Below are 25077 nucleotides of genomic sequence, written 5' to 3'. Positions count from 1 at the left end.
CTGGTCCAACCAGTTGACCAGTGGGGGTGGGTGCCTGACCATGGAGACCATGGATCTGGCGCCCATCTCCCGCACCGCGCTCTCCGACACGATCTTCGTGCGGCTCGTCGAAGAGATCCTGACCGGACGCTTGCCTGCCGGCGGGCCGCTTCCGTCCGAACGCGAACTGGCGCTGACCCTGCAGGTCAACCGGCACGCGGTGCGCGAAGCGCTCAAGCGGCTGCAGCAGGCGGGACTGGTCCGGATCAGCCACGGCGGAAAGACCCGGGTGCTGGACTGGCGGCAAAGCGCCGGCCTGGACGCGCTGACCGGATTGGCTGTCGCCGGGGCGATTCCGGCGCGCCAGATCATCGGCGACGTCGCGGTGATGCGCCGCTCGATCGCCGCGGACGCCGCACGACTCTGCGCGCGGAACGCCTCGGCCGAACAGCGGGCCGCGATCACCGCGGCCGCCGCGGACTACCCGATCTCCGGGGATCTTGCGGCGGTCAGCGACGCCGACCTGGCGTTCTGGATCGCCGTAATTGACGCATCCGGCAATATTGCCTACCGGCTGGCGCTCAACACCTTGGTCGCCGCCTACGACGAGATCGGCCGCGACGCCATCTATGCGTTGGGAGCCGCCGAGTTCGCCGACCGCAGCTCCCACATCGACCTTGCCGCCGCGATCGCAGCCGCCGACGAGGACGCGGCGTACCGCCTCGCCGACGAATTGCTGACCCGGTTCGTCACGGCCTGCCAGGCCGGCACCGAGGGAGAGGAGTAGCCGCATGTTCGACCTCATCGCGCACGCCATCCCGGTCTTCGTGCTCTGCCTGCTGCTGGAAGCCGTGTCGTTCGCCGTGCGGCCCGACGACGACGAGCGCGGCTACGAACTCCGCGATACCGGCACCAGCCTGACGATGGGCATCGGCAACGTCATCATCAACATCGGCTGGAAGCTGGTGGTGCTGGCGATCTTCAGCGGGGCCTATCTGCTGGCACCGGTTCACCTGCCGGCCAGCAACCCACTGACCTGGATCGCACTGTTCGTCGCCGACGACATCGCCTACTACTGGTACCACCGCACGCACCACACCATCCGGGTGTTCTGGGCCAGCCACGTGGTGCACCACTCCAGTCAGCACTACAACCTGTCCACCGCGCTGCGCCAGACCTGGACACCGTTCACCTCGGTGCCGTTCTGGATACTGTTGGCGTTCGCCGGATTCGCCCCGTGGATGATCCTGCTGCAGCAGTCGGTCAGCCTGCTCTACCAGTTCTTCATCCACACCGAGCGGGTCGGCAAGCTTTGGCGGCCAATCGAATTCGTCTTCAACACCCCGTCGCACCACCGCGTGCACCACGGCTCCAACGCCGAGTACCTCGACAAGAACTACGGCGGCATTCTCATCGTGTGGGACCGGCTGTTCGGCACCTTCGAACCCGAGGATGAGCGTGTGATCTACGGGCTGACCAAGAACATCGACACGTTCAATCCGGTGCGGGTGGCCACCCACGAGTACGTGGCCATCTGGCGCGACATCCGTGCGGCTCGCAGTTGGCGTGCGGTGTGGGGCCACCTCTTTCGCGGCCCGGGATGGCAGCCGGCAGCTTAGGCGCCGGGCGTGACCCACTCGTCGTAGAACGGCGGCATCTGCGAGGCCCGGGAGGTGAACTGGGCGTCGCGCTTCTCCAAAAACGCCCGCACGCCGTCGGCCCCGTCGCCGATGCTGGTGTAGAACATCGCCAGTGAATCGACGCGGTGCGCCTCCACCGGGTCCGGTTGCGCGGAGTTGCGGTAGAGCATCTGACGGATTAGCGCGAACGACACCGGCGAGCGGCCTTTGGTCCAGGCATCGGCCAGCGCCCGCGCGTCAGCCAACAGTGCTTCGGGCTCGTGCAGCGACCCCGCGATCCCGCAGCCGAGTGCCCCCTCGGCATCGAGGATGTCGGCGCGGTAGAGCAGATCCAGGGCGGTCGGCATGCCGACGATCCGGGGCAGAAACCACGTCGAGCACGCCTCGGGAGTGATGCCCAGCTTGCCGAAGACCAGACCGAAACGCGCCTTGGTGGAGAACAGCCGGGCGTCCATGGCCAGCATCATGGTGGCCCCGATCCCGACCGCGGGCCCGTTGACCGCGGCGATCACGGGCTTACGGCAGTTGTAGATCGCCAAGGTCACCCGACCGCCGGTGTCGCGCACCCGGGCCAGCTCGGGGTCGTCGAGGTCGGCCATGTCGGCCAGCGACGGCGACTTGGACTCATCCAGGCCGAACACGTTGCCGGAGCTGGACAGGTCCATGCCGGCGCAGAAGGCGCGCCCGGAGCCGGTGACGATCACCGCGCGGACGGCGTCGTCGTTATTGACGTCGACGAAAGTTCGCTCCAGCTCCTCGGCCATCTCGACGGTGAAGGCGTTGAGATTGTCCGGCCGGTTCAAATACACGGTGAGAATGCCGTCTTCGACCTCATGGCGCAGCGTGGTGAACTCCATCGCCCCGAGGCTAGTGGGCCTCGGCGCGCGACAAGAAGCGGGGCACGATGGCCGCCGCGGTGGTGGCGACCGCAGTCGACGCCAGCGCCTGGCCCCAGCCGATCGGGCCCAGCGGCGTGCAACCCATGAACTGGCTGATTCCCGGGATGCTGATCAGCAGGGCCAGCGCCGCGAACGACCCGCCGGCGGTGGCCAGCACCATCGGCGAGCGTGACTCCAGCAGGGTCTGCGCCAACTGGGTGGTCACCAGCGCGACCAGCGCCACCGTCGACGCGCGGCGGGGCAGGCCGGTGAGCCGGCCCATGAACCATGCCGCGAGGGTGGCGCTGGCCGTGGTGGCGCCCCGTAGTGTTACCGCGCGCAGCAGCGCCTTCTCATCGGGCCCGCGTCCCCCGAACGGCATGGGACGTCGAGGCTGGCTGATCGCCAGCGCGGTGGCCGGGAACGCGTCGGTCACGATGTTGACCAGCAACAGCTGCCGGGTGTTCAACGGTGCCTGACCGGTCAGCGCGCTGCCGATGATCGCGAACAACGCGCCGCTGGCGTTGCCGCCCAGCAGCACCGCCACCGCGGCCTGCACCCGCTGCCACAGCTGGCTGCCCTCGTTCAGGGCGTCCAGCAGGGTCTCGATCTTCCCGTCGAGCAGCACCACGTCGGCGGCCGTGTGGGCGGCGTCGCTGCCCTGCGCGACGATGCCGATCCCGACGGTGGCGGCCCGGATGGCGGCGGCGTCGTTGGCGCCGTCACCGACCATGGCCGAGACCTTGCCGCTGCGCTCGAGCGCCTGAACCACCTGCACCTTGTTCGCCGGCGACATACGGGCGAACACCACCCGCTCGGACACCGCGCGTTCCTGCTCCGTGCCCGACAGCGCCTCCCACTCCGTGCCGGTGATCACCTGATCGGCGGACAGCTGCACGCCCATCTTGCGGGCGATCGCACGGCCGGTGGTCGGGTGATCGCCGGTGATCATCCGAATGGGCACCTGCCGGCGGTCCAGCTCGGCCAGCAGCCCCGCCGACCCGGCGCGTGGCGTGTCGGCGATACCGACGAACCCGACCAGCGTCAAACCGTCGGCGCACTGCTGCGCCAGCGTCGCGAGCTGGGCCTCGGGATCGTCGGGATCGGCCGAAAGCGACTGCACCTGAGCGGAACTGAGCTCGCGTCGTGCTACCGCGAGCACCCGCAGGCCCTCGTCGGCCAGCTGCTCCACCACATCGTGGATGTCGGCCGGGACGTCACCGCAGGCGGCCAACACCACCTCCGGTGCACCCTTGATGGTCAACTCGGCGCCGAACACCGACGCCGCGAACGGCCGCCCGGAGCGAAACGGCAGATGGGCATCGGCTGTCCCCGAAGCGACGGCTCCGGGCACCTGGGCTGCCGCCGCCACGATCGCCGCATCGGTCGCGTCGACATGGCTCTGCCCCTTGGCCGACGCCGTCGCACGCTCCGCGCACCGCAGTACCTCGTCACGGGAATGATCGGCCGCCGTACGCACCTCGGTGACCCGCAACCGGTTCTCGCTCAGGGTGCCGGTCTTGTCGAAACACACCACGTCGACGCGGCCCAGGGCCTCCACGGAGCGGGGCACCCGCACCAGCACACCGGATTTGGTGAGACGCTGGGCCGAGGCGTGCTGAGCCAGCGTCGCCACCACCGGCATGCCCTCGGGGACAGCGGCCACCGCCACCGATACTCCGTTGGCCACCGCCTGCTGCAGCCGGGTGGCCCGCAACACGCCAAGCACGCTGACCAGACCGCCGGCCATCAGGCTCAGCGGCCAAGTCCGGGTGGCGATCTGTCCGAGCTGATGGGTCAGCCCGATATCCCCGTGCCGGCTGGTGACCAGGTCAGCGGCGCGCCGCACCTCGGTGTCGGGGCCCACCGCGGTCACCAGCGCCAGACCGCTCCCGGAGGCCACGGTGGTGGCCGCGAACAGCATGCAGCGACGCTCGGCCAGCTCGGCGCCCGGGGTGGCATCGATCTGCTTGGCCACCGGCAACGACTCACCGGTCAGCGAGGACTCGTCGACCTCCAGCTTCTCCAGCTCGACCAATCGGGCGTCGGCGGGCACCACATCGTCGGGACCCACCTCGATCAAATCGCCACGCTCCAGCTGCTCGGGGAGCACCTGGACGCGGTCGCGGGTGCCATCGGGCCGGATCGTCACCTTCCAGGCGGGCGGGATCTGCTCGGCCAGAAGCCGATCCAGCCGCAGTTCGGCGCTCAACCGTTGACCGGCCGCCAGGACCGCATTGCTGACCAGGACAGAGCCGACCATGAGCGCGTCGAGGGGTGCGCCCAGCAGCGCGGTGGCAGCGGCGCCCAGTCCCAGGACGGGTGTCAGTGGATCGGACAGTTCATCACGCACCGCGTCCAGGAACTGCCAGACCACGTGCCGCCCGGCGATGCCGGTGTCCGGCGCGACGTCGGGCCGCGACAGCGAGCTCAGGGCGGCACGCGCCTGCTCGACCGACATGGCATGCCACTCCTCGACGGGGACCGGCCGGGGCAGCGGCGCCGTGATCACCCGGCGGGCCGTCCAGTAGCCCGACACCAGACCCACGGCCGCGCCCAGCGCCACCGGCTCAGGACCGCGTCCTCGCACCGTGGGTATGAGCAGCATCGAACCCAATGCCGAAGCGCCGGTGGACAAGGCGATACCCAGACGGGTGGCCTCCTGGGCTGCGGGCAGGGCATGCAGCACCCGCCAGACCCCGGACAGGTCATCGACGATCAGGTCCGCCACCGGCGGCTCGCCGTCGTCGGGCAGGATGCCGATCCCGAGGTCGGCCGCCGACAGCGCCTGGGCGGCCGCCGCGGACACCACCGCCACGGTATGGCCGTCCTGCTGGTAGTCGCGCACCGCATGAAGCAGCGTGACGTCGATCGAATCGCCCGTCAGGGGAGCGATTTCGTCGAATGCCGGCCGCAGCACTCCCAGGCCGGTGGAGTCGTCCACGGTCACCGTGCGCACCTGGGCGCGCTGTGTCTCGGCGAGCGTCGCGGCCGCCAGGGGATGCGGCGCCGGAGCAACCAGTGCCTCGGTGCCGGGGCGGCCGGGGACGGGATGCCACCCTGGCCGCAGGTCACCTGCCGCGAGCATCTCCCGGGCGCTTTCCCAGGCGGTCAGATCCTTCTCGTCGGTGCCGCGCAGTCCCGCCAGGCGCAGCGCTGCGGTCCGCAGCACGCGCGGATCGAGGATCACCACGTCGATGCGGTCCAGTCGACGCAGGCTGTCCGGGTCGACCTGCAGTGCTTCGTCCCGGTTGGCCAGCCCGCGGCCCAATGTGGCGGCGAATGATTCGTGCGTGGCCCGGGTGGCTTTGGGCACCGCGACCAACGCGGCATTGCCGGCCAGTTCCGGGTCGCGGCTGGTCGCGGCGACGACGGCGGCGCCGATCGCCTGAATCCAGGTCCCGCGCTGGAGGTTGTGGTCGACCGGGCTCTCCGGGGATTCGGTCGTGCGCTGGGCCGGCCGAGCAGCCGGGCGGGCCAGTTCCGGCTCGCGCCGCGCCCAGGCCCGGGTGTCCGCGCGCGCTTCGGCGGCCCTGATGGTGTTGATCGCCAGGTCCACTGCCAGCATCGACGGCGCCGCGGCCAGGGCGTTGACGGCGGTGGTCGCCATCCCCAACGCGGTGGCGGTGGCGCGCTTGCCGATTCGTTCCTCCAGCATGCGGCGCAGTTGCGGCTGGTGGTCCAGGGTGATCACCGCGCCCTGGAGGCTGGAGGGCAACCGGCGAAACCGCAGCACGCGACTGGCAACTGCCAGACCCAGGCCGACGGCATTGATGCCGGCCATCGCGGCGCTGCTGACCGCGATCAGACCATCGCCGGGTTCGGGGGCCGGGCGAAGGTGTCGGGGTGGGCGGTCGGCCTCCGCCGGTGGGTCGGCAACCACCTCATAGTCCGGCTCGACATCGTCGGCCAAGGCAGCTATCGAGGGGGGCATCGGTCTCCTTCGCTCGGCGACCGAAGCCGTGGAGACAGCCCGCGGAACCTTCGGTCGACATGATTGATCGTCCGAAGGTCTCGCTCGCGAAAGTCCAGGTCCGCTGAATGACCGGGCGGGTGCAACCGCCGTATTGACGACCATTCACATCCACCACCGGTGTGGCGGGTAGGAACTACTCCCCTTCGCGTCCGAGGCTAGGGCCGGTAAGCAGCTGTCGGCTGAACGCCGCCGAGACTCGACCTGAAGTGTCGGTGAATTACTGCCCCTTCCAACCGATCTGGGCCGCCTCCTCCGGTTTATGTCGGCGGCGACCAGTAGGCGAGCATCTCGGCGAAGGTGTCGAAAGCCGGCTTCGAAGTCCCGTAGGGAGCCTCGAAGTGCAGGCTCAACGGGAACCCCAATTCGGCCACGCCATCGATCACCCGCTTGTAGAGATCGAGCAACTGGCGGCGTTTGGCGTCGGGTTCGCCCGCGGCCAGAGTCCGCACGAAGTCCTGTTCGGCGGCGACGGCCTCATTGCCCGGGTCCTGGATCAGCCAGTCGATCAGCCCGACCTTGGACTCCATCTTGGGCACGAAGCCGAACGACAACAGGACCTCGGGCCGGTGGTCGCTGGCCTGGGTGAAGTCGCGCAGGAATCCCGCGATGGCATCCGAGTAGAGCAGCTGCGTCATCCCGAACGTGGCGCCCCGCTCGCATTTGAAGGCGAAGCGATCCTGTTCGGCGTCTCGGGTCGGGATGAGGATGACTCCCCGGTTGTCCACGAGATCGTCGAACTTGGACAGGGCGTCGGTGGGTGCGACGCCGCCGCCCTCTCCGTCGTTGAGCGTGCGGGGGACACCGACGAAGATGATTCCGTCGAACCCGGCCTGGCGCAGCCCCGACAGTCGTGTGCGCAGCGCGGACTCATCGAGGAAGGCGGTGACCTGCGTGCACAGTCCGCGCACTCCGGGCAGTTCGGGACCGATGACCGACCAGAAGTCGCTCACGTCGAGTTTGGGGTGCATCTCGACCGGCCGATCGTCGTCTTCGGGGATCAACCCGGGGATCATGACGTGACCGATCCGGCCCGCGATGCCCGCTTGGGCGGATAACTGCAGGACCTTGTGGGCCTCTTCGCGGGCCTGCTTGACACCGCGGTCGGTGTTGGGCGGCACCAATTCCAGTGCAATGGTGTTCAGCGGCACCAGGGAACTCCGTATCTCAAGAGGGGAACGGACATGTTGCGCCCCAGAAAAGCTCTGGGGCGCAACATGTCAGACGGTCACAGGCCGGCGCGGGCTTCCTTCGCGGCAGCGACCAGGTTGGCCAGGGACGCGGTGACCTCGTCGGTCTTGCGGGTCTTCAGGCCGCAATCCGGGTTGACCCAGAGGCGTTGCGCGGGAACGGCACTCAGTGCCTCGCGTAGCGACGACGCCATCTCGTCGGTGCTGGGAACACGCGGCGAGTGGATGTCGTAGACGCCCGGCCCGACACCGTTGGAGAACCCGATCGCGTTGAGGTCGTCGAGCACCTCCATGTGCGAGCGGGCCGCCTCGATCGAGGTGACGTCGGCGTCCAGGTCCGCGATCGCACCGATCACCTCACCGAACTCCGAGTAGCACAGGTGCGTGTGGATCTGCGTCGCGTTGGACACGCCGGAGGTGGACAGCCGGAACGAGCCGACCGCCCACTCCAGGTAGGCCGCCTTGTCGGCGTCGCGCACCGGCAGCAGCTCACGCAGGGCCGGCTCGTCGACCTGGATCACCGCGATCCCGGCGGATTCCAGATCCACCGTCTCCTCGCGAATCGCCAGCGCCACCTGATAGGCGGTGTCGGCCAGCGGCTGGTCGTCACGGACGAACGACCAGGCCAGGATGGTCACCGGACCGGTGAGCATGCCCTTGACCGGCCTGTCGGTCAGCGACTGGGCGTAGGTGGCCCAATCGACCGTCATCGGCTTGGGCCGCGCGACGTCACCGAACAGCACCGGCGGGCGCACGCAGCGGCTGCCGTAAGACTGCACCCAGCCGTTACTGGTGGCGAAGAAGCCGTCCAGCTGCTCGGCGAAGTACTGCACCATGTCGTTGCACTCCGGCTCGCCGTGCACCAGCACGTCGAGGCCGAGTTCTTCCTGCAGCTTGATGACCGCGGCCACTTCGGCCTTCATCCGGTTGGTGTACTCCGCCTCGTCGATCTCGCCGGCCACCAGCGCGGCACGCGCCTTGCGGATCTCCACCGTCTGCGGGAACGAACCGATGGTGGTGGTCGGCAGCGGCGGTAGGTGCAGCCGCTCCTCCTGAGCGGCGCGTCGCTCTTCGGCCGATCCGCGCTGGATGCCCGCCTCCTTGATCGTGGCGATCTGGGCGCGCAGCGCCGCGTTGTTCAGCCGCGGGTCGGACCTGCGGGAGGCAACCGCGGCATTGGACGCGGCGATCTGTTCGGCGACCGCGTCGCGGCCCTCACGCAGGGCGCGGGCCAGGGTGGCCACTTCGGTCACCTTCTCGGCGCCGAAGGCGAGCCAGCTGCGCAGCGCGTCGTCCAGGCCGGTCTCGGGCTCCAGCGAGTAGGGCACGTGCAATGTCGAGCACGACGTCGATACAGCAACCGCATCCGCCGATCCCAGCAGTGCCGCCAGCTTGGCCAGCGCGGCCTGCAGGTCGGTACGCCAGATGTTGCGGCCGTCGACCACGCCTGCGACCAGCATCTTGGAGGCCAGCTCCGGCACCGACGCGATCTTGGTGTCCGCGCCGTAGACCAGGTCGACGCCGATCGCCTCGACCGGAGTGCGGGCCAGGGCGGGCAGCCCGGCCCCGGGGTCACCGAAGTAGGTGGCCACGAAGATCGCCGGCCGCTTGCTCAGCCCGCCGAGACGGTTGTAGACCTGCTCGGCCAACGCGGGGGCGTCCGCCGAGATGTCGGTCACCAGCACCGGCTCGTCGATCTGCACCCACTGTGCGCCGGCGTCGGCCAGCTTGCCCAACAACTCGGCGTAGACGCCGGTCAACTCGTCAAGGCGCGAGATCGGTGCGTCCGCACCGTCGACGGCCTTGCTCAGCAGCAGGAAGGTGACCGGCCCGATGATCACCGGACGAGCGTTGATGCCCTGCTCCTGGGCCTCGGCGAGCTCGGAGAGCACCTTGGCCGGGTTCAGCGAGAACTTCGTGTCCGGGCCGATCTCGGGAACGATGTAGTGGTAGTTGGTGTCGAACCACTTCGTCATCTCCAGCGGAGCGATCTCGGCGTTGCCCCGGGCGGCGGCGAAGTAGCGGTCCAGCTCGTCGGCGACGCCGGCCACCCGGGCCGGCAGTGCGCCCAGCAGTACTGCGGTGTCGAGCATCTGGTCGTAGTAGGAGAACGTGTTCACCGGCACCGAGTCCAGCCCGGCGGCGGCCAGCTGTGCCCAGGTGTCCCGGCGCAGGCCGGCGGCCACCGTCTTCAGTTCGTCCTGGCCGATGCGGCCGGCCCAGTAGCTTTCGGTGGCGCGCTTGAGTTCGCGTCGCGGCCCGATTCGCGGTGAGCCGAGAACGGTGGCGGTAAAAGGTTGAACGGTCACGATTTGATCCTTCGATCGACGAGGGTGGGTCAACGCCAGCAGCCGCCCAGCTGATCCGGTCCCGTGCCTATATATAAAGCACTATAACCCTCAAAACCAGACGCCTATTCCGCGAGGCGTTGATCCGCCGGGCGCGGCGCGCCCAGCACAACGGGCAGGTATTCGGACTCGCAGGCACGCACCGAGGTGCTCCTAATGGCCGTCGCTTCCCAGTCGGTGGGCGAACCCGTGACCAGTGCTTATGACGGCGGTCGTTCCTGCATACCGCTGCGGGACAGTCCCGGATTCTCACCGGGTTCCCTCTTGCGCTCCACGGAAAACTGCGTAAACCGCGGTGCGCTCGATGCCGAGGCCGCCTGGCGGCGACAACGGCAAACCAGTTGCGTGATCGAGGTTACTCGGCTCGGCCGGCCGCGAGTGCCTCCGGGATCGGGCTCTGGCCGTCGTTGAATTCGATGGTGCGGCCGATGGTCGAGTTGTCGGCCAGGCAGGCTGCGATCGCCAACGCGACGTTGCCGCGGGAGACCTGCCCTTTGCCGGGGTCGGGGCCGACGGCGATCCGGCCGGTCGCCGGCTCAAGGGTCAGCCGGCTGGGTCCCAGCACCGTCCAGTCCAGGTCGGTGGCGCGCAGGTGGGCGTCGGCGGCGGCCTTGGCCTGAGCGTACGGATAGAACGGGTCGCCCTCGGCCACACCGTGATCGGGGCCGGCGCCGAAGTAGGACACCATGACGAACCGCCGCACGCCGGCCTGCGCGGCGGCGTCGATGGTGCGGATGGCGGCATCGCGGTCGACGGCGTAGGTACGGGCGGGGTTCCCGCCACCGGCGCCGGCGGAGAACACCACCGCGTCGTGATCGGCCACCAGCCGCGCCAGGCCGTCGGTGTCGAGCTGCTCGATGTCGGCCACCACCGGGACCGCGCCGGTGACCGCGACCTCCTCGGCGTGGTCGGGGTTGCGGAACACCGAACTGACCTGGTTGCGGGTTTGGGAAAGAATCGGGGCGAGCAGCAGGGCGACCTTGCCGTGGCCACCGATGATCACAATGCGTGCCATGGAATCGACGGTACGCGGGAGCCCGGAGTGACCCCCGCTGACACCGGCCGGGCGCGCCCGTCGACAATCGAGGCAACAAGACCCCGAACGAACTAAGGAGCACCCATGGCTGAAGCCGTCATCGTCGAAGCGGTGCGCGCGCCGATCGGCAAGCGCAACGGCGGACTGTCCGGGGTACACCCGGCCGAACTGTCCGCCCAGGTGCTCAACGGGCTGGTCAACCGGGCCGGCGTGGACCCGGCGCTGGTCGACGACGTGATCTGGGGCTGTGTCATGCAGGCCGGTGAGCAGGCCCTGGACATCGGCCGCACCGCGGTGCTGAGCGCGGGCTGGCCGGAGACGGTGCCCGCGGTGACCGTGGACCGCCAGTGTGGATCCAGCCAGCAGTCGGTGCACTTCGCCGCGGCCGGTGTGGTCGCCGGGCACTACGACGTCGTGGTGGCCGGGGGCGTCGAGTCGATGTCACGGACCCCGATGGGTTCGTCGCTGGCCAACGGCGGGCGCCCCTACGGCGACTCCTTCAAGGCGCGCTACAGCCAGACCCCCAACCAGGGCATCGGTGCGGAGATGATGGCCACCAAGTGGGGCCTGAGCCGCACCGCGCTCGACGAGTTCGCGCTGGCGTCGCACGACAAGGCCGGCGCCGCACAGGACGCCGGCGCCTTCAAGGACGAGATCGTCTCGATCACCGACCCCGAGGGCAACGTCATCAGTGCGGACGAGGGCATCCGCCGGGGGACTACCCTGGAGAAGATGGCGCAGCTCAAGCCTGCTTTCAAGGAGGACGGCGTGATTCACGCCGGTAACTCCAGCCAGATCTCCGACGGTTCGGCCGCGCTGCTGTTCATGTCGGCGGAGAAGGCCAAGGAACTGGGCCTGACCCCGCTGGCACGGGTGCACACCGCGACACTGGCCGGTGCCGACCCGGTGATGATGCTGTCCGCGCCGATCCCGGCCACCCAGAAGGCGCTGCAGCGCTCCGGCCTCAGCGTCGACGACATCGGGGTGTTCGAGGTCAACGAGGCGTTCGCCCCGGTGCCGATGGCGTGGCTGGCCGAGATCGGTGCCGACCTGAAGAAGCTCAACCCCAACGGCGGGGCGATCGCACTGGGTCACCCGCTCGGCGGCTCCGGCGCCCGGATCATGACCACCATGCTCTACCACATGCGCGCCAACGGGATTCGCTACGGACTGCAGACCATGTGCGAAGGCGGCGGCCAGGCCAACGCCACCATCTTGGAGCTGCTGTGAGTGCGGAAGCCGCTGTGGGTGAAGAGGCCGTTCTGGTAGAACGGCGCGACGGCGGCGTACTGGTGGTCACGATCAACCGGCCCGACGCCCGCAACGCGATCAACGGCGCCGTCAGTGCCGGCATCGGTGACGCCTTGGCGCAGGCTCAAGACGACGACGAGGTACGCGCGGTCGTGCTCACCGGCGCCGGCGACAAGTCGTTCAGTGCCGGAGCCGACCTCAAGGCGATCGCCAACCGGGAGAACATCTACCACCCGGAGCACCCGGAGTGGGGTTTCGCCGGCTTCGTGCAGCACTTCATCGACAAGCCCGTCATCGCGGCGGTCAACGGCACCGCGCTGGGCGGCGGCACCGAGATCGCGCTGGCCAGCGACCTGGTGATCGCCGAGCAGCGCGCCCAGTTCGGGCTGCCCGAGGTCAAGCGTGGCCTGATCGCCGGTGCCGGCGGGGTGTTCCGCATCGTCGACCAATTGCCCCGCAAGATCGCGCTGGAACTGCTCTACACCGGGGAGCCCATCTCGGCGGCCGACGCGGCCCGCTGGGGACTGGTCAACCGGGTGGTCGAGGACGGCGGGGCGCTGCAGGCAGCACTCGAGCTGGCCGAACGGATCACCAGCAACGCGCCGCTGTCGGTGCGGGCCAGCAAGCGGATCGCCTACGGCGTCGATGACGGCGCCATCCCCGGCGAAGTCGACGGTTGGGCTCGCACCGGCCGGGAGTTCTCCGCCGTGCTGCGGTCCGAGGACGCCAAGGAGGGACCCCGGGCGTTCGCCGAGAAGCGTGCACCAGTGTGGAAGGCGCGTTGAGCGGCGTGCCCGAGCCGCTTCTCATCTCCATCCGCGGGCGCGCCCCGCAGCTACACCCGGAGTCCTGGGTGGCGCCCAACGCCAGCCTGATCGGCCAGGTCAGCCTGGCCGCCCGGGCCAGCGTCTGGTACTCGGCGACCCTGCGCGCCGAGGTCGAACCGATCGAGATCGGCATCGACACCAACATCCAGGACGGCGTGACCATCCACGTCGACAAGGAGTTCCCCTGTCGGGTGGGGGCGCACGTCAGCGTCGGGCACAACGCGGTGCTGCACGGTTGCACCATTGAGGACGACTGCCTGATCGGCATGGGAGCGATCGTCCTCAATGGCGCCGTGGTGGGGGAGGGCTCGCTGGTCGCGGCCGGTGCCGTCATCCCGCAGGGGATGGTGGTGCCGCCGCGGTCACTGGTGTCGGGGGTTCCGGGCCGGGTGCGGCGCGACCTGAGCGAGGCCGAGGTCCGCAACAATCGGCACAATGCCGCGGCATACCGGCGACTGATCGAAGTCCATCGAGCGAACTAACGCATTTGGGCCACCGGCCGCCGTTTCGCCGCTACGTTTTAGGGACGTTGCTCAACCCGCCGCTGAGGGGACGTCCTCCTATGACCCAGATCAGTCCAACTCGCCCCGGCCTGCTGCGTGAGATCACCGACATCATGAGCCGGGTCGCGCCGCCCTATCACGAACCACGGGCAGTGGTGCAGCGGCGGCGCGCCGTGGTCGGAGTGGTCGTGCTGATCGGCGCAGCGGTACTGGTCGCCATGCACAGCAAGCTTCCCGGCGACCCGTCGTTCTACTGGCTCTCGCTGGTCTTGGCCGCGGTCTGGACGGTGGGGGCGGTGGTGGCCGGACCGCTGCACCTGGGCGTGTTGCGGTTCCGCGGACGCAACGAGCGGCCGGTATTCACCGGCACCGGCGTCGGCCTGGTACTGGGCGGCGTGTTCCTGCTGGGCGGGCTTGCGGTGCAGGGCATTCCGCCGCTGGCCGATCAGGTGGTCGCGATCCTGGCCTACACCACCGAAGCTTCGTGGCGGCTGGTGGTACTGATCGCACTTGTCAACGCGATCGCCGAGGAGCTGTTCTTCCGCGGCGCACTGTTCAGCGCCTTCGGTCGTCGCTCCCCGCTGGTGTTCTCCACCCTGCTCTACGTCGCGGCGATGATGGCCGCGGGCAACCTCATGGTCGGGTTGGCCGCGGTGATACTCGGTACCGTCTGTGCCTTCGAGCGCCGCGCTACCGGTGGCGTGCTGGCTCCGGTGCTGACCCACCTGGTGTGGGGGCTGATGATGGTGCTGGCGCTGCCCCCGATCTTCGGGATGTAGCGGCCCCAACCCCCTGCGCGAGGGTGCGTGTTTGCACGGCGACACGCCCTTGAGCGTGGCATTCTGCGCACGCTCGTCACCGCTTACGAGTCGGTGAAATTGGGGGAGCGGCGCTCCTGAAAAGCACGAGCTCCTTCGCGGAAGTCGTGGGCGTTCAACAGGATTGACTGCCCGACGTATTCGCGGTCCAGGGTAGCGTCCAGCTCGGTCAGGGTCGCGGTGTTGATGGCGTGCTTGGTCTTGGCGAACGCTGCGGCGGGTCCGGCCAGCAAGCCGGCCAGCAGCTTGTCCACCTCGGCGTCGAACTCCTCGGCCGGGTACACCGCGCTGATCAGGCCCCAATCCAGGGCGTCGGCCGCGGACAGTCGTTCGGCCAGCAGCGCCAGCCGCATGGCGCGGGTCCGGCCCACGGCCGCGGCCACCAACTCGGAGGCGCCACCGTCGGGCATCAGCCCGATCTTGGTGAACGCCAACAGGAAAAAGGCCTTGTCCGAGGCCACCACCAAGTCGCAGGCCAGGGCCAGTGACACGCCGATACCGGCACACGGACCCTGCACCACGGCCACCACCGGCCGCGGCAACGCGACCATCGCACGGATTGCGCGGTTGGCCTCGACGATGATCTCGGTGGGAACGCCGTCGGTAGCGTCCTCGGCGCTGATCCCCGCTCCCGAGCAGAAACCGCGCCCCGCCCCGCCGAACCGCACCACGCGCACCCGCGGGTCGCGGGCGGCCGCTTCCATGGCGTCGGCGATGCCGGCCATCACCGACGTGGTCACCGAGTTGAGGCTGTCGGGGCGGTCGATGGTCACCGAGAGCACCCCGTCGGCCAGGGCTACGGCCACGCCGGCCACCGGGGCGAGGCTGTCGATGCCGGAGTCGATTGCAGTCATGGCCCTCACCCTAGGATGCACATCACACAGGCACACGACGAGGAGGCAGATATGGCGGGACCACTGGCGGGGCTGCGGGTCATCGAGCTGGCCGGCATCGGACCGGGGCCGCACGCAGCGATGATCCTCGGCGACCTGGGTGCTGATGTGGTCCGCGTGGAGCGGCCGCCGAAATTCGGTGGCGGGGCCAGTAAGGACACCATGCTGCGCAACCGGCGTTCGGTGACCGCCGACCTGAAGTCGCCCGAAGGCCGTGACCTGGTGCTGCAGTTGGTGGCGAAGGCCGATGTGCTGATCGAGGGCTTCCGGCCGGGTGTGACCGAGCGCCTCGGCCTCGGCCCGGAGGACTGCGCCAAGGTCAACGAGCGGCTGATCTACGGACGGATGACCGGCTGGGGGCAGACCGGTCCCCGCGCTCAGCAGGCCGGCCATGACATCAACTACATCTCGCTCAACGGCCTGCTGCACTCCGTCGGCCGCAAGGGGGAGCGCCCCGTACCGCCGCTGAACCTGACCGGTGACTTCGGCGGCGGATCGATGTTCCTGCTGGTCGGCATCCTGGCCGCGCTGTGGGAGCTGCAGCGTTCAGGCAAGGGCCAGGTGATCGATGCGGCGATGGTCGACGGGGCCAGCGTGCTCTCGGCGATGATGTGGAGCTTCCGCGCGCAGGGGCTGTGGAGCGACGAGCGCGGCGTCAACATGCTCGACACCGGAGCGCCCTACTACGACACCTACGAATGTGCCGACGGCAAATACGTCTCGGTCGGCTCGATCGAGCCGCAGTTCTACGCCGAACTGCTGGCCAAGCTGGAGCTGGACCCGGCCGAGCTGCCGGCGCAGAACGACACCGCCCGCTGGCCGGAGCTGCGCGAGGTGTTCACCAAGGCGTTCGCCGCCCACGACCGCGACCACTGGGCCAAGGTGTTCGCCACCTCCGATGCCTGTGTGGCGCCGGTGTTGGCGTTCAACGAGGTGCAGGCCGATTCGCACATCACCGAGCGCGACACCTTCTACGACGTCGACGGTTACCTGCAGCCGATGCCGGCGCCGCGGTTCTCCCGCAGCGTTCCCGATGTCCCGACCCCGCCGGCCGTTCTGGGAGCCGACAACGAGTCCATCCGGAGCGACTGGGTATAGTCCCGACCAACCAGACGGTTGGGATCGAGAGGGGCCAAGAGAGTGCAGATCAAGGACGCGGTAGCCGTTGTCACCGGCGGTGCCTCCGGGTTGGGATTGGCGACGGCAAAACGCCTGCTGGACGCCGGCGGCCAGGTGGTGGTGATCGACCTCAAGGGCGAGGACGTGGTCAATGAGCTCGGTGACCGGGCTCGCTTCGCGGAGGCCAACGTGGCCGACCCCGAGGCGGTCAGCGCGGCCCTGGACGTCGCGGAATCTCTTGGCCCGGTGCGGATCAACGTCAACTGCGCGGGAATCGGCAACGCGATCAAGACGCTGAGCAAGGACGGCGCCTTCCCGCTGGATGCCTTCAGCAAGATCATCCAGGTCAACCTGATCGGCACCTTCAACGTGCTGCGGCTCTCGGCCGAGCGGATCGCCAAGACCGAGCCGATCAACGGCGAGCGTGGCGTCATCATCAACACCGCCTCGGTCGCGGCGTTCGAGGGCCAGATCGGGCAGGCCGCCTACTCGGCGTCCAAGGGCGGCGTGGTCGGTATGACGCTGCCGATCGCCCGTGACCTGTCGCGTGAACTGATCCGGGTCTGCACCATCGCTCCGGGGCTGTTCAAGACGCCGCTGCTGGGCTCGCTGCCCGAGGAGGCGCAGAAGTCGCTGGGTGCGCAGGTGCCGCACCCGTCGCGGCTCGGTGACCCCGACGAGTACGGCGCCCTGGCCGAGCACATCATCAACAACCCGATGCTCAACGGCGAGGTCATCCGCCTCGACGGTGCCATCCGGATGGCACCCCGATGAGTTCCTGCGCGAAGAGCATCAAGCAGAGCTAGGAGTCCTTATGGCCATTACAACGAAGTTCACCGAGACGTTCGGTGTCGAGCATCCCATCGCCCAAGGCGGCATGCAGTGGGTGGGTCGCGCGGAGCTGGTGGCCGCGGTCGCCAACGCCGGGGCGCTGGGTTTCCTGACCGCGCTCACCCAGCCGACGCCGGCCGACCTGGCCAACGAGATCGCCAAGACCCGGGATCTCACCGACAAGCCGTTCGGGGTGAACCTGACCATCCTCCCGGCGATCAACCCGCCGCCCTACGACGAGTACCGCCAGGTGATCGTCGACGCCGGCATCAAGATCGTCGAGACTGCCGGATCCAACCCGGCGCCGCACCTGCCGATGTTTCACGACAACGGAATCAAGGTGCTGCACAAGTGCACCTCGGTGCGGCACGCGGTCAAGGCGCAGAGCCTGGGCGTGGACGGCATCAGCATCGACGGGTTCGAATGTGCGGGCCACCCGGGTGAGGACGACATCCCGGGCCTGGTGCTGATCCCAGCCGCCGCGGCGCAGATCGAGATCCCGATGATCGCCTCCGGCGGTTTCGCCGACGCCCGCGGCCTGGTCGCGGCGCTGGCCCTGGGTGCCGACGGCGTCAACATGGGCTCGCGGTTCATGTGCACCGTGGAGTCCTGCATCCACCAGAACGTCAAGGAAGCCATCGTCGCCGGCGACGAGCGCGGCACCGAGCTGATCTTCCGCTCGCTGCACAACACCGCGCGGGTAGCCAGCAACGCGGTGTCCCGTGAGGTCGTGGAGATCCTCAAGAACGGCGGTCAGTTCCCCGACGTCCAAGAGTTGGTGGCCGGTGTGCGCGGCCGCCGCGTCTTCGACGAAGGCGACGTCGACGCCGGGATCTGGACGGTGGGCACCGCGATGGGGCTCATCAACGACATTCCGACCGTCGACGAGCTGGTGTCGCGGATGGTGTCCGAGGCCGAGGAGATCATCCTCGGACGGCTGGGCAACATGGTCGAGGACGACGACGAGGAGAACGTCGCCTAGTCCTTCGGACTGGTCAAACCGCCGCGGCGCGAGCACTGCGGGCGCGCCGGGCGGTGACCACGCGTCGCGCTATGGCGGCGACCGGAACGAGCAGCCCCAACACCGGCATCACGACGAGCAGCGCGGCGCCACCGGCGTAGCTGCCGGCGATGATGACGGCTGCCCACACCATGCTGGCCAGGGCGGAAAGGGCCACAACCACGCCGAAGGGTTTGTGGGCGGCACCCAGTCGTGCGGGCACAAAACCCCGGGTTGGGGGAACCCAGCGTTGTACCAACAGTGCGCCCATCATGCTCCGCTGTCGGGTCTCGGCGGCTTTGCGTGTGATCCGCTTGGCACGTGCGGCAAGTCGGGTTCGTAGCAACCGCGGGCCGAACCGCCTGCCGAGTGCGTAGCTCAGTGCGTCGCCCAGCACCGCGGCCACGACCGTGATGATCATGAGCGTCATGATCGACAGTCGGCCGTTCGGGGAGAGGACGATCAGCGTCATCAAAATCGGTTCGGCCGCAACCACTATCGACAGCACCGGAATGCTGGAGGCAACCACTATCGCCGCCAGCAACAGGTACAGAACGGGGCCGTGGGGCAGCTCGGGCAGCTGGGGGAACGGGGGCATGTGGGTCTTGGCCTCAGGATTGGAGCAGGTTATCGCCGGGGCTGGGTGGCCCTAGGCCAGGCCAGTGGATTCAGGGCGCGGTAGGGGTCGTCCGCTTGGATCTTCACCAGGTCGGCGAGGATGTTCTCCAACGAGGTCTGCGTCGCCTGCTTGACGGTGGTCACCCATTCGTCGCCGGAGATGTCCGCCGGCTTGGTGGTGTCGATCGGGGTGCCGAAACGCAAGTACATGCGACGGGGCCGAGGCATGAGAGTGGGGCCGATGCCCCTCATCAGCGGTACCGGAGCATCTTTCTGTCCGGTCATCTTTTCGCTCACGGCAAGGCTGAGCTGTCCCAACCGGCTATGGCGGGAGAACAGCCCCTCATACATGTCGTCGCTGCCGACCAGACCCACGGGGACGATCGGATAGTCGTTGGCGATCGCTACCCGCGCAAACCCCGCACGCCCCTGCCAGCTGAGCTGGTGTTCTTCGCCCTTGAACTTGGCGATCTCACGGCCGCCGCCCGGGAACACCAGGATGGTTTGGTCGTGCCGCATCAATTCCCCGGCGTTGTCCGGGCTGCCGACGACGGCACCGAAAGCGGACGCAACGTCGCGCAGCGGTCCGCGCATCTTGCCGATCCCGCGTTCGGCCAGCGGCCGCACCCGGGCGCCGATGGTTTGCCGGACGAAATGCGGGATCAACACGATCTCCATCCAGCCTTGGGTGTGATTGCCCACCAGCAGGAATCGGCCGTCCTCGGGCAGTTGATCGGCGCCGTCGACGTACGGGCGGAACGCCTCGACCGCGGATGCGGAGGCGTCGCTGATCGCGGCGAATGCGCGCCGTAGGGCCCGCACCTGCGCGGATTGGTCGATGATCGGTGCGTCGGCGAGCGTGCCCATGATCGTTTCGTATCCCTTTCGCTGACGGCCTATCGGTCGCGGCGCTGGGACGTGCGACGACGCCCGCTTTGGAGCCGCAACGGGGTTCAGCATACCGAACCAACCGGTTTGTTTGTCAATGCCGGCCGGTGGGTTCGTCTGGATCGTTATGATCCCCGGTGTGGCCAACAGATCCGGCAGCCAGTTACGCGGTGAGATCTTGGCCGCAGCACGTGCCGAGTTCGCGCAATATGGCCTGACCGGTGCCCGCATTGAGCGGATCGCCAAGGGCGCCAACGCAAGTAAAGAACGCCTGTACGCGCACTTCGGCGATAAAGAATCCCTATTTCGACTGGTGGCGCTCACTGACGCCGCTGAATTCTTCGACACCCTGACGCTGCGGCCCGACGCCGTGCCTGAATTCGTCGGCGAGATCTTCGATGTCCTTCGGGCGCATCCTGAGCACTTGCGGATGATGACCTGGGCGCGCCTGGAAGGCCTGCCGTTTCCCGAACACCAATCCATGGGTCACGACATCCCCGGCCGCGAACTCGCCGCGATCGAGGCCGCGCAGGCCGCCGGACACGTCGACGCGCACTGGAAGCCGCTGGATCTCCTGGTGATGCTGTTCGGGATCGGCACCGCGTGGGCGGACTGGCCCCATCAAGACGCCCTCGACGACGCCGATATCGCCGCACACCGCGCGGCGGCCGTCGAAGCAGCCGCGCGGATCATCGCGCCGCGCCGGCGCGAGATGTGACGATCGCTGCTAAGTGGTATCAATCCGGTATCATTCCCCTCATGGGTATGACGTTGCGTACCAGCGATGAGCAGACCGAGGCGCTGCGCCGGCAAGCTGATGCCGAGGGACGCTCAATGCAGGCCGTCGCGCTGTCGGCGATCGATGAGTACATCGCGCGGCGGACACACCAGGCGAATGTTGCGACGGCACTGCAACGGGTGCTGCGCGAAGAAGCCGGGGTTCTGGAACGTCTCAAGGACGCATGACGTCGCATGACCGAGTACCTCGATCTCGAGGACCTGCTTGAGGTTGCTCGGGGTGCCGTCGGTGCCGATGTCGCGGTACGCGACTACGGACTGTTGGAATCGGCGTTGGCCCGGCCGCGCGCGTCGGTGTTCGGTGCGGACGCCTACCCGGATCTACACCTCAAGGCCGCCGCGCTGATGCACTCGCTGGCGCGCAATCATGCGCTCGTTGACGGCAACAAGCGGCTGGCTTGGACGGCGTGCCGAACTTTCCTGGCCATCAATGATCAGTGGATCAACGCCGCGGAGGACGACCGGTTCGAGTTCGTGATCGAGGTCGCCACCGGTGTGCTATCTGACCTTGGTGGCATCGCCGAGCAACTGCGCGCCTGGAGTCATCAGGAGGGCTGATGGCGCACGGTATTGCGTTGGGTGCCCAGATCGATCGCACCGTCGTCGGTTGCCACGGTGGCTTCGACGACGTCGCCGTCGCGCAGGTACTTGGGATTGCCGGCCTGCCGCTTGAAGAAGGCCTTCCACTTCACTGCCGGCGGCAGCAACGCACCGAGGATCTCGATCGGCTTGGGCGGGGCGCTGAGCGCGGTGCCGACCGGAGTGCCGGTCAGGATCAGATCACCGGGCGCGAGATTCTGAAACCGGGTCAGGCTCTGCAGGGCTTGCAGGGGCCGATACACCATGTCGCCGTCCACAGTCATGTCCTGCCGAATCTCGCCATTGACCGCCAGGCGAAGGCGCAACTGCCCGAAACGTGCCCAGTCGGCCGCGTCGAACAGCACCAGCGCCGGACCGACCGGGGTGAATCCGGGGTAGGACTTGGCCTCGTAGAACTGGGTCTGGGGCAGTTGGACATCGCGGGCGGACACGTCGTTGGTGACGACCAGGCCGGCGATCAGCCGCGGCAGGTCGGCCTCGGAAATCGTTGCACCGACCGGGATGTCACGGCCGATAACGAGGCCGATCTCGACTTCGTAATCGAGCAGGGAAACATGGCTGGGCTTGACCACGTCGTCGAACGGGCCGGTAATCGAGGCGGAAGCCTTGCGGAAGAAGGTCAGCGGCACCGTCGCGGGGTTCATGCCGGCATCTTTGATGTGCGAGACGAAGTTGGTCATCTGGGCTATCACCCGGCACGGCGCCGTCACCGGGGAAAGCAGGGCGAGACCGTCCACCGGGACGACGTCCGCACTGCGGGCAGCGCCTTCGATGGCGGCCCGATCGGCCAACAGCTCTCCGGTCGTGGTGGCGCGCGAATCGATCCGGGCGGCCCCGGACGGCGTGCACACCCACCAGCCGTCGGCGGTGCGAAGGACGGAAACGGTCATGAGGAGGCAACTTTCAGTAGGCCGGCCAGCCGGCGGACGTCGAACTCGTTGTCGTCGCGCAGTGCGGCCAGGATTGCGCGCGCCTCATGGGGCGCCGTCCGCACCTCGGTGCCGAGAAAGTTCTTGCTGGCCGGTGGTCCCCACTGGGCCAGCCCGGAAGCGGTGAACGGCGCCCAGCCCGCCTCCACGGTGTTGTCGAACACGTCACCGTCGGTGAAGTGTTCCACCAAAAAACCGTCGGGATCGCGCCAGTAGTCAAAGATCTGACTGCCCTGGATATGGCGACCGACGCCCCAAGACCGTTGATAACCCAAGTCTTTGAGGTACTCGCCACCGGCGGCCAGTGCGTCGAGGTCGCAGACCTGATACGCCGAATGGACATAGCGATCAGCCGGGCCCAGCGCGATCGCCAGGGTGTGGTGGTCGGACGGGATGCTGCCCCGGTCGCAGCGGATGAAGCTCATGGTCGGTCCGCGATCGCGCTGCCCGGGGAAATACAGAAAGTCGCTGACGATCATCCCGAGGGTGTCCAGGTACCAGTTGAGCGTCTGAAGGTATCGGGTGCTTTGCAGCACCACATGGCCGAGACGCTGCACGATCGCCGGTGTGCGCGCGGGGCGCTGGGTGGCATTGACCCTGCGCACCGCGTGACCGACGTTCAAGCTCTGCGGGGTTTGCGCAGGTAGGGCGTCGAGCTGGTGGGTGGACGATACGACCCGAACCGCCCCGCCGCTGGGATCGCGCAGATCCACACTTACTCCGCCGAGTGAGTCGGGCAGCGGGGTGATGCGGCCGCCGGTCGCGGATGCCAGCCGCGTCAGATCCGCCGTATCCTGTGCGCGAAACGCTATGCCGTGAAAACGGTTTCGTCGCCCGCATCGGATGATCGCGCACGGTTCGGCGGCGTCTGAGCCACGCAGGTGCAGTTCCTGCTCGGTCCGCTGTGCGGTGGCGAACCCGAAGGCGTGCGCGAATCTCTCGGCCCGCGCCAAGTCGGGCTTGTCGAATTCCAGCCACGCCAGGTCCTCGACTTTGATGATCGGCTGGGTTGACCTGCCGGCGTGTTCGCCTCGGTGCGCCCCCTGGGTGCTGTGCAGGGTCATTGTCCGGCGTTCTCGGAGAGCAGGCGCAGCGCCGTGCTGTAGAGGGCATTGGCATGCATGTCGAACATCTCGATGAGATCCACGGCCTGGTCGTCGACTTCGTCGGCGATGAACAGGCCGTCAGCTCCGGCGATCGCATAGGTGACCAGCTGACGCATCTGGGTCTCGGTGAGCCCCGGGGTGAGCTTGCTCAGAGTCTGGGTCAGCGCAACGGCCGTCTGGGTTCGGGCCTGGATGAACATCGCCCGCGCTCGCGCCTCGATGGGCCGGCGTTCCAGTGCCAGCATCAGCCCGAGGCGGATGAAGTCCGGTGATTCCAATAGGGCCTTGGCGATCTGCATCGCCAACCCCTGAACCCGCTCGAGTGCAGTGCCGTCGTCGGGAACCTGCCAGGCGCTGAGCCAGCTGGCGAAGCTGCGCTCAATGACGGCCGCGATCAGGTCGTCCTTGTTCTTGAAGTGCCAATAGATCGAGCTGGCCGGCAGCTCGCATTTGGCGCTGACCAGGGCGATGCTGGTGCCTTCGTAGCCGCGTTCGGCGGCGATCTCGGAGGCGGCGTCGAGGATGCGCTCGCGGGACAGCTCGCCATCAACCCGTTTGCGCCGCTTCGGCTGGGATGTTGTCGCCATCGCGCCTCTCCTCGGGTCTTGACTCTGTAGTGATCGCTACATTACCGTAGCGATCACTACAGAACAAGTTTCTCGGAAGCGAGAGCGGGCATCGTGACTACAGGCACCTACGACGTGGCGGTGATCGGCTATGGACCTACCGGGGCTACGGCCGCCAACATCTTGGGCGGGCTCAAGCTGAAGGTGATCGTGCTCGAGCGCGATTCGGATATCTATGGGCGTGCGCGGGCGATCTCCACCGACGAAGAGGTCATGCGAGTCTGGCAGTCGGTCGGCCTGGCCGAGCGACTGCAGCAGGACATGCTGCCGGATCGGCCGTTGAATTTCGTCGACGCAGCGGGGGTTCCCTTCATCGATCTGAAGATCACGCCGCGCGGCTTCGGGCATCCGCCGCAGCAGTTCTTGTACCAGCCCGCCGTCGACCGCGTCCTGCGCGAAGGTGTGCAGCGCTATGCAGGCGTCGAGGTGTTGCTGGAGCACGAATGCCTGCGGGTGCTGTCTCACGACGACGGCGTCGAACTGCTCTGCGCCGACCTTGGCCAGGACACCCTCAAGCGGGTTCGTGCCCGCTATGTGATCGCCGCCGACGGGGGAGCGTCGCCCACCAGGGGACAGCTGGGGATCGGCTATTCGGGCCGCACCTACGCGGAGCGCTGGGTGGTCATCGACACCAAGGTCTTGCGAGAGTGGGATGCCCACGACCGGTTGCGGTTTCACTGCAATCCCGCCCGGCCGGTGGTCGACTGCCCGACCCCGCTGGGGCACCACCGCTGGGAGTTTCCCGCCCGAGCCGGTGAGGACGAGCAGCAGCTGCTGTGCGAGGAGGAGATCTGGAAAGTCCTCGGCAGCCAGGGCATCACCGATCAACACGTCAAGATCCTGCGGGCGGTTATCTACAGCCACCATGTCCGCGTAGCCGATCGCTGGCGGGTGGGCCGGGTCTTTCTGGCCGGCGACGCCGCGCATGCCATGCCGCCGTGGATCGGGCAGGGTATGTCCGCCGGTGTGCGTGACGTTGAGGGGGACCCATTTGATGGTCCAGTCGTTATGCGGCTTGGGGTTGGTGGGTCGTGGTCCACTGTAGGGCGAACTCGGCTGGGCTGAGTCCGCGGTGGGCCGAATGCGGTCTGTTGGCGTTGTAGTCGATCCTCCAGTCTTCGATGATCACTTGGGCTTCGCGCAGGGAGTCGAAGCGCCACGAGTTGAGCAGTTCGTCGCGCAGGCGGCCGTTGAACGATTCGATCCAGGCGTTCTGCCAGGGTGAT

General features: G+C 68.0%; 24 protein-coding genes, 1 pseudogene and 1 riboswitch. Of the genes and pseudogenes, 13 read left to right on the top strand and 12 right to left on the bottom strand.

Going from position 1 to position 25077, the window contains the following annotated elements; translation table 11 throughout:
- Nucleotides 1-40: 40 nt before the first annotated feature.
- Nucleotides 41-766 (top strand): FadR/GntR family transcriptional regulator, encoded by a 726-nt coding sequence (locus tag EJK91_RS08415; RefSeq protein WP_241178656.1) that lies wholly within the window; start codon nt 41-43, stop codon nt 764-766.
- Between the two features lie 4 nt (nt 767-770).
- Entirely contained in the window at nt 771-1598 is an 828-nt protein-coding gene (locus tag EJK91_RS08410; protein WP_125078684.1) for a sterol desaturase family protein, read from the top strand.
- Here EJK91_RS08410 and EJK91_RS08405 read toward each other — a convergent pair.
- From EJK91_RS08405 to EJK91_RS08385, 5 genes are all read right to left on the bottom strand, one after another.
- On the bottom strand, nt 1595-2476 hold the full coding sequence (locus EJK91_RS08405) for a crotonase/enoyl-CoA hydratase family protein (protein ID WP_125078683.1): 882 nt from the start codon (nt 2474-2476) through the stop codon (nt 1595-1597). The two genes, EJK91_RS08410 and EJK91_RS08405, sit on opposite strands and share 4 nt — an antisense overlap.
- 10 nt (nt 2477-2486) lie before the next feature.
- Nucleotides 2487-6431, bottom strand: a complete 3945-nt coding sequence (locus tag EJK91_RS08400; RefSeq protein WP_125078682.1) for a cation-translocating P-type ATPase — start codon at nt 6429-6431, stop codon at nt 2487-2489.
- Between the two features lie 299 nt (nt 6432-6730).
- Entirely contained in the window at nt 6731-7621 is an 891-nt protein-coding gene (locus tag EJK91_RS08395; RefSeq protein WP_046300000.1) for a mycobacterial-type methylenetetrahydrofolate reductase, read from the bottom strand.
- Nucleotides 7622-7698: 77 nt separating this feature from the next.
- Entirely contained in the window at nt 7699-9969 is a 2271-nt protein-coding gene (metE, locus tag EJK91_RS08390; RefSeq protein WP_125078681.1) for a 5-methyltetrahydropteroyltriglutamate--homocysteine S-methyltransferase, read from the bottom strand.
- A gap of 136 nt (nt 9970-10105) precedes the next feature.
- Nucleotides 10106-10319, bottom strand: a riboswitch (cobalamin riboswitch).
- 44 nt (nt 10320-10363) lie between these two features.
- Nucleotides 10364-11023, bottom strand: a complete 660-nt coding sequence (locus tag EJK91_RS08385; protein ID WP_024441150.1) for an SDR family oxidoreductase — start codon at nt 11021-11023, stop codon at nt 10364-10366.
- A gap of 105 nt (nt 11024-11128) precedes the next feature.
- Here EJK91_RS08385 and EJK91_RS08380 point away from each other — a divergent pair, with 105 nt between their 5' ends.
- The 4 genes from EJK91_RS08380 to EJK91_RS08365 all read left to right on the top strand — a co-directional run bounded on the left by EJK91_RS08380 (nt 11129) and on the right by EJK91_RS08365 (nt 14404).
- Nucleotides 11129-12274: a thiolase family protein gene (locus tag EJK91_RS08380; protein ID WP_046299998.1), complete on the top strand. Its 1146-nt coding sequence runs from the start codon at nt 11129-11131 to the stop codon at nt 12272-12274.
- Nucleotides 12275-12288: 14 nt separating this feature from the next.
- Nucleotides 12289-13080, top strand: a complete 792-nt coding sequence (locus EJK91_RS08375; protein WP_125078719.1) for a crotonase/enoyl-CoA hydratase family protein — start codon at nt 12289-12291, stop codon at nt 13078-13080.
- A 5-nt stretch (nt 13081-13085) separates the two neighbouring features.
- On the top strand, nt 13086-13604 hold the full coding sequence (locus EJK91_RS08370; protein WP_024441153.1) for a gamma carbonic anhydrase family protein: 519 nt from the start codon (nt 13086-13088) through the stop codon (nt 13602-13604).
- A gap of 80 nt (nt 13605-13684) precedes the next feature.
- Entirely contained in the window at nt 13685-14404 is a 720-nt protein-coding gene (locus tag EJK91_RS08365) for a CPBP family intramembrane glutamic endopeptidase (RefSeq protein ID WP_046299997.1), read from the top strand.
- Nucleotides 14405-14487: 83 nt separating this feature from the next.
- On the opposite strand, the gene EJK91_RS08360 is transcribed toward EJK91_RS08365, so the two are convergent.
- Entirely contained in the window at nt 14488-15297 is an 810-nt protein-coding gene (locus EJK91_RS08360) for an enoyl-CoA hydratase (protein WP_125078680.1), read from the bottom strand.
- Nucleotides 15298-15348: 51 nt separating this feature from the next.
- Between EJK91_RS08360 and EJK91_RS08355 the strand changes: the two genes are divergently transcribed.
- The 3 genes from EJK91_RS08355 to EJK91_RS08345 are packed head-to-tail and all read left to right on the top strand — an operon-like array spanning nt 15349 to nt 18268.
- Nucleotides 15349-16434: a CaiB/BaiF CoA transferase family protein gene (locus EJK91_RS08355; RefSeq protein WP_125078679.1), complete on the top strand. Its 1086-nt coding sequence runs from the start codon at nt 15349-15351 to the stop codon at nt 16432-16434.
- A gap of 42 nt (nt 16435-16476) precedes the next feature.
- Nucleotides 16477-17229, top strand: a complete 753-nt coding sequence (locus EJK91_RS08350; RefSeq protein WP_125078678.1) for a 3-hydroxyacyl-CoA dehydrogenase — start codon at nt 16477-16479, stop codon at nt 17227-17229.
- Between the two features lie 40 nt (nt 17230-17269).
- On the top strand, nt 17270-18268 hold the full coding sequence (locus EJK91_RS08345) for an NAD(P)H-dependent flavin oxidoreductase (RefSeq protein WP_125078677.1): 999 nt from the start codon (nt 17270-17272) through the stop codon (nt 18266-18268).
- A 13-nt stretch (nt 18269-18281) separates the two neighbouring features.
- On the opposite strand, the gene EJK91_RS08340 is transcribed toward EJK91_RS08345, so the two are convergent.
- Together EJK91_RS08340 and EJK91_RS08335 are read right to left on the bottom strand one after the other, a co-directional pair.
- Nucleotides 18282-18884: a DedA family protein gene (locus EJK91_RS08340; protein WP_125078676.1), complete on the bottom strand. Its 603-nt coding sequence runs from the start codon at nt 18882-18884 to the stop codon at nt 18282-18284.
- A 29-nt stretch (nt 18885-18913) separates the two neighbouring features.
- The gene (locus EJK91_RS08335; protein WP_125078675.1) at nt 18914-19771 is read right to left on the bottom strand and encodes a lysophospholipid acyltransferase family protein; all 858 of its coding nucleotides are present in this window, start codon (nt 19769-19771) and stop codon (nt 18914-18916) included.
- Between the two features lie 160 nt (nt 19772-19931).
- On the opposite strand from EJK91_RS08335, the gene EJK91_RS08330 reads away from it, so the two are divergent.
- Genes EJK91_RS08330 through EJK91_RS08320 form a run of 3 tightly spaced genes read left to right on the top strand, consistent with a single transcriptional unit; the run spans nt 19932 to nt 21148 of the window.
- On the top strand, nt 19932-20510 hold the full coding sequence (locus EJK91_RS08330; RefSeq protein WP_241178655.1) for a TetR family transcriptional regulator: 579 nt from the start codon (nt 19932-19934) through the stop codon (nt 20508-20510).
- Nucleotides 20511-20551: 41 nt separating this feature from the next.
- Nucleotides 20552-20758: a CopG family transcriptional regulator gene (locus tag EJK91_RS08325; protein WP_125078673.1), complete on the top strand. Its 207-nt coding sequence runs from the start codon at nt 20552-20554 to the stop codon at nt 20756-20758.
- 6 nt (nt 20759-20764) lie between these two features.
- On the top strand, nt 20765-21148 hold the full coding sequence (locus tag EJK91_RS08320; protein ID WP_125078672.1) for a type II toxin-antitoxin system death-on-curing family toxin: 384 nt from the start codon (nt 20765-20767) through the stop codon (nt 21146-21148).
- Here the strand turns inward: EJK91_RS08320 and EJK91_RS08315 are convergent.
- From EJK91_RS08315 to EJK91_RS08305, 3 genes are read right to left on the bottom strand one after another with little or no spacing between them, the layout of a single operon-like run.
- Nucleotides 21136-22080, bottom strand: a complete 945-nt coding sequence (locus EJK91_RS08315; protein ID WP_125078671.1) for a fumarylacetoacetate hydrolase family protein — start codon at nt 22078-22080, stop codon at nt 21136-21138. The genes EJK91_RS08320 and EJK91_RS08315 overlap by 13 nt on opposite strands.
- A complete protein-coding gene (locus EJK91_RS08310; RefSeq protein WP_125078670.1) occupies nt 22077-23183 on the bottom strand; it encodes a VOC family protein in 1107 nt (368 codons plus the stop codon). Before EJK91_RS08310 ends, EJK91_RS08315 begins: the two co-directional genes overlap by 4 nt.
- Complete coding sequence (locus tag EJK91_RS08305; RefSeq protein ID WP_125078669.1) at nt 23180-23812, bottom strand: TetR/AcrR family transcriptional regulator; 633 nt, start codon at nt 23810-23812, stop codon at nt 23180-23182. The genes EJK91_RS08310 and EJK91_RS08305 overlap by 4 nt, the downstream gene beginning before the upstream one ends.
- 93 nt (nt 23813-23905) lie before the next feature.
- Here EJK91_RS08305 and EJK91_RS08300 point away from each other — a divergent pair.
- A pseudogene (locus EJK91_RS08300) lies at nt 23906-24826 on the top strand (FAD-dependent monooxygenase); the annotation flags it as partial.
- 31 nt (nt 24827-24857) lie between these two features.
- Here EJK91_RS08300 and EJK91_RS08290 read toward each other — a convergent pair.
- Nucleotides 24858-25077 (bottom strand): integrase core domain-containing protein (locus EJK91_RS08290; protein WP_164517914.1); only part of this gene is annotated, 220 nt, incomplete at its 5' end.

It is taken from the genome of Mycobacterium sp. P7213 (assembly GCF_900604305.1).
GTDB lineage: Bacteria > Actinomycetota > Actinomycetes > Mycobacteriales > Mycobacteriaceae > Mycobacterium.
The sequence above is the reverse complement of the archived record's forward strand: the minus strand, read 5'-3'. Positions and strand labels throughout refer to the sequence as shown.

Coding starts and splice junctions, on each gene's coding strand:
- EJK91_RS08335 (WP_125078675.1), bottom strand. CDS start 19,771: ATGGGCACGCTCGCCGACGCACCGATCATCGACCAATCCGCGCAGGTG.
- EJK91_RS08340 (WP_125078676.1), bottom strand. CDS start 18,884: ATGCCCCCGTTCCCCCAGCTGCCCGAGCTGCCCCACGGCCCCGTTCTG.
- EJK91_RS08410 (WP_125078684.1), top strand. CDS start 771: ATGTTCGACCTCATCGCGCACGCCATCCCGGTCTTCGTGCTCTGCCTG.
- EJK91_RS08325 (WP_125078673.1), top strand. CDS start 20,552: ATGGGTATGACGTTGCGTACCAGCGATGAGCAGACCGAGGCGCTGCGC.
- EJK91_RS08315 (WP_125078671.1), bottom strand. CDS start 22,080: ATGACCGTTTCCGTCCTTCGCACCGCCGACGGCTGGTGGGTGTGCACG.
- EJK91_RS08355 (WP_125078679.1), top strand. CDS start 15,349: ATGGCGGGACCACTGGCGGGGCTGCGGGTCATCGAGCTGGCCGGCATC.
- EJK91_RS08305 (WP_125078669.1), bottom strand. CDS start 23,812: ATGGCGACAACATCCCAGCCGAAGCGGCGCAAACGGGTTGATGGCGAG.
- EJK91_RS08415 (WP_241178656.1), top strand. CDS start 41: ATGGAGACCATGGATCTGGCGCCCATCTCCCGCACCGCGCTCTCCGAC.
- EJK91_RS08405 (WP_125078683.1), bottom strand. CDS start 2,476: ATGGAGTTCACCACGCTGCGCCATGAGGTCGAAGACGGCATTCTCACC.
- EJK91_RS08385 (WP_024441150.1), bottom strand. CDS start 11,023: ATGGCACGCATTGTGATCATCGGTGGCCACGGCAAGGTCGCCCTGCTG.
- EJK91_RS08360 (WP_125078680.1), bottom strand. CDS start 15,297: ATGACTGCAATCGACTCCGGCATCGACAGCCTCGCCCCGGTGGCCGGC.
- EJK91_RS08345 (WP_125078677.1), top strand. CDS start 17,270: ATGGCCATTACAACGAAGTTCACCGAGACGTTCGGTGTCGAGCATCCC.
- EJK91_RS08365 (WP_046299997.1), top strand. CDS start 13,685: ATGACCCAGATCAGTCCAACTCGCCCCGGCCTGCTGCGTGAGATCACC.
- EJK91_RS08380 (WP_046299998.1), top strand. CDS start 11,129: ATGGCTGAAGCCGTCATCGTCGAAGCGGTGCGCGCGCCGATCGGCAAG.
- EJK91_RS08310 (WP_125078670.1), bottom strand. CDS start 23,183: ATGACCCTGCACAGCACCCAGGGGGCGCACCGAGGCGAACACGCCGGC.
- EJK91_RS08400 (WP_125078682.1), bottom strand. CDS start 6,431: ATGCCCCCCTCGATAGCTGCCTTGGCCGACGATGTCGAGCCGGACTAT.
- EJK91_RS08320 (WP_125078672.1), top strand. CDS start 20,765: ATGACCGAGTACCTCGATCTCGAGGACCTGCTTGAGGTTGCTCGGGGT.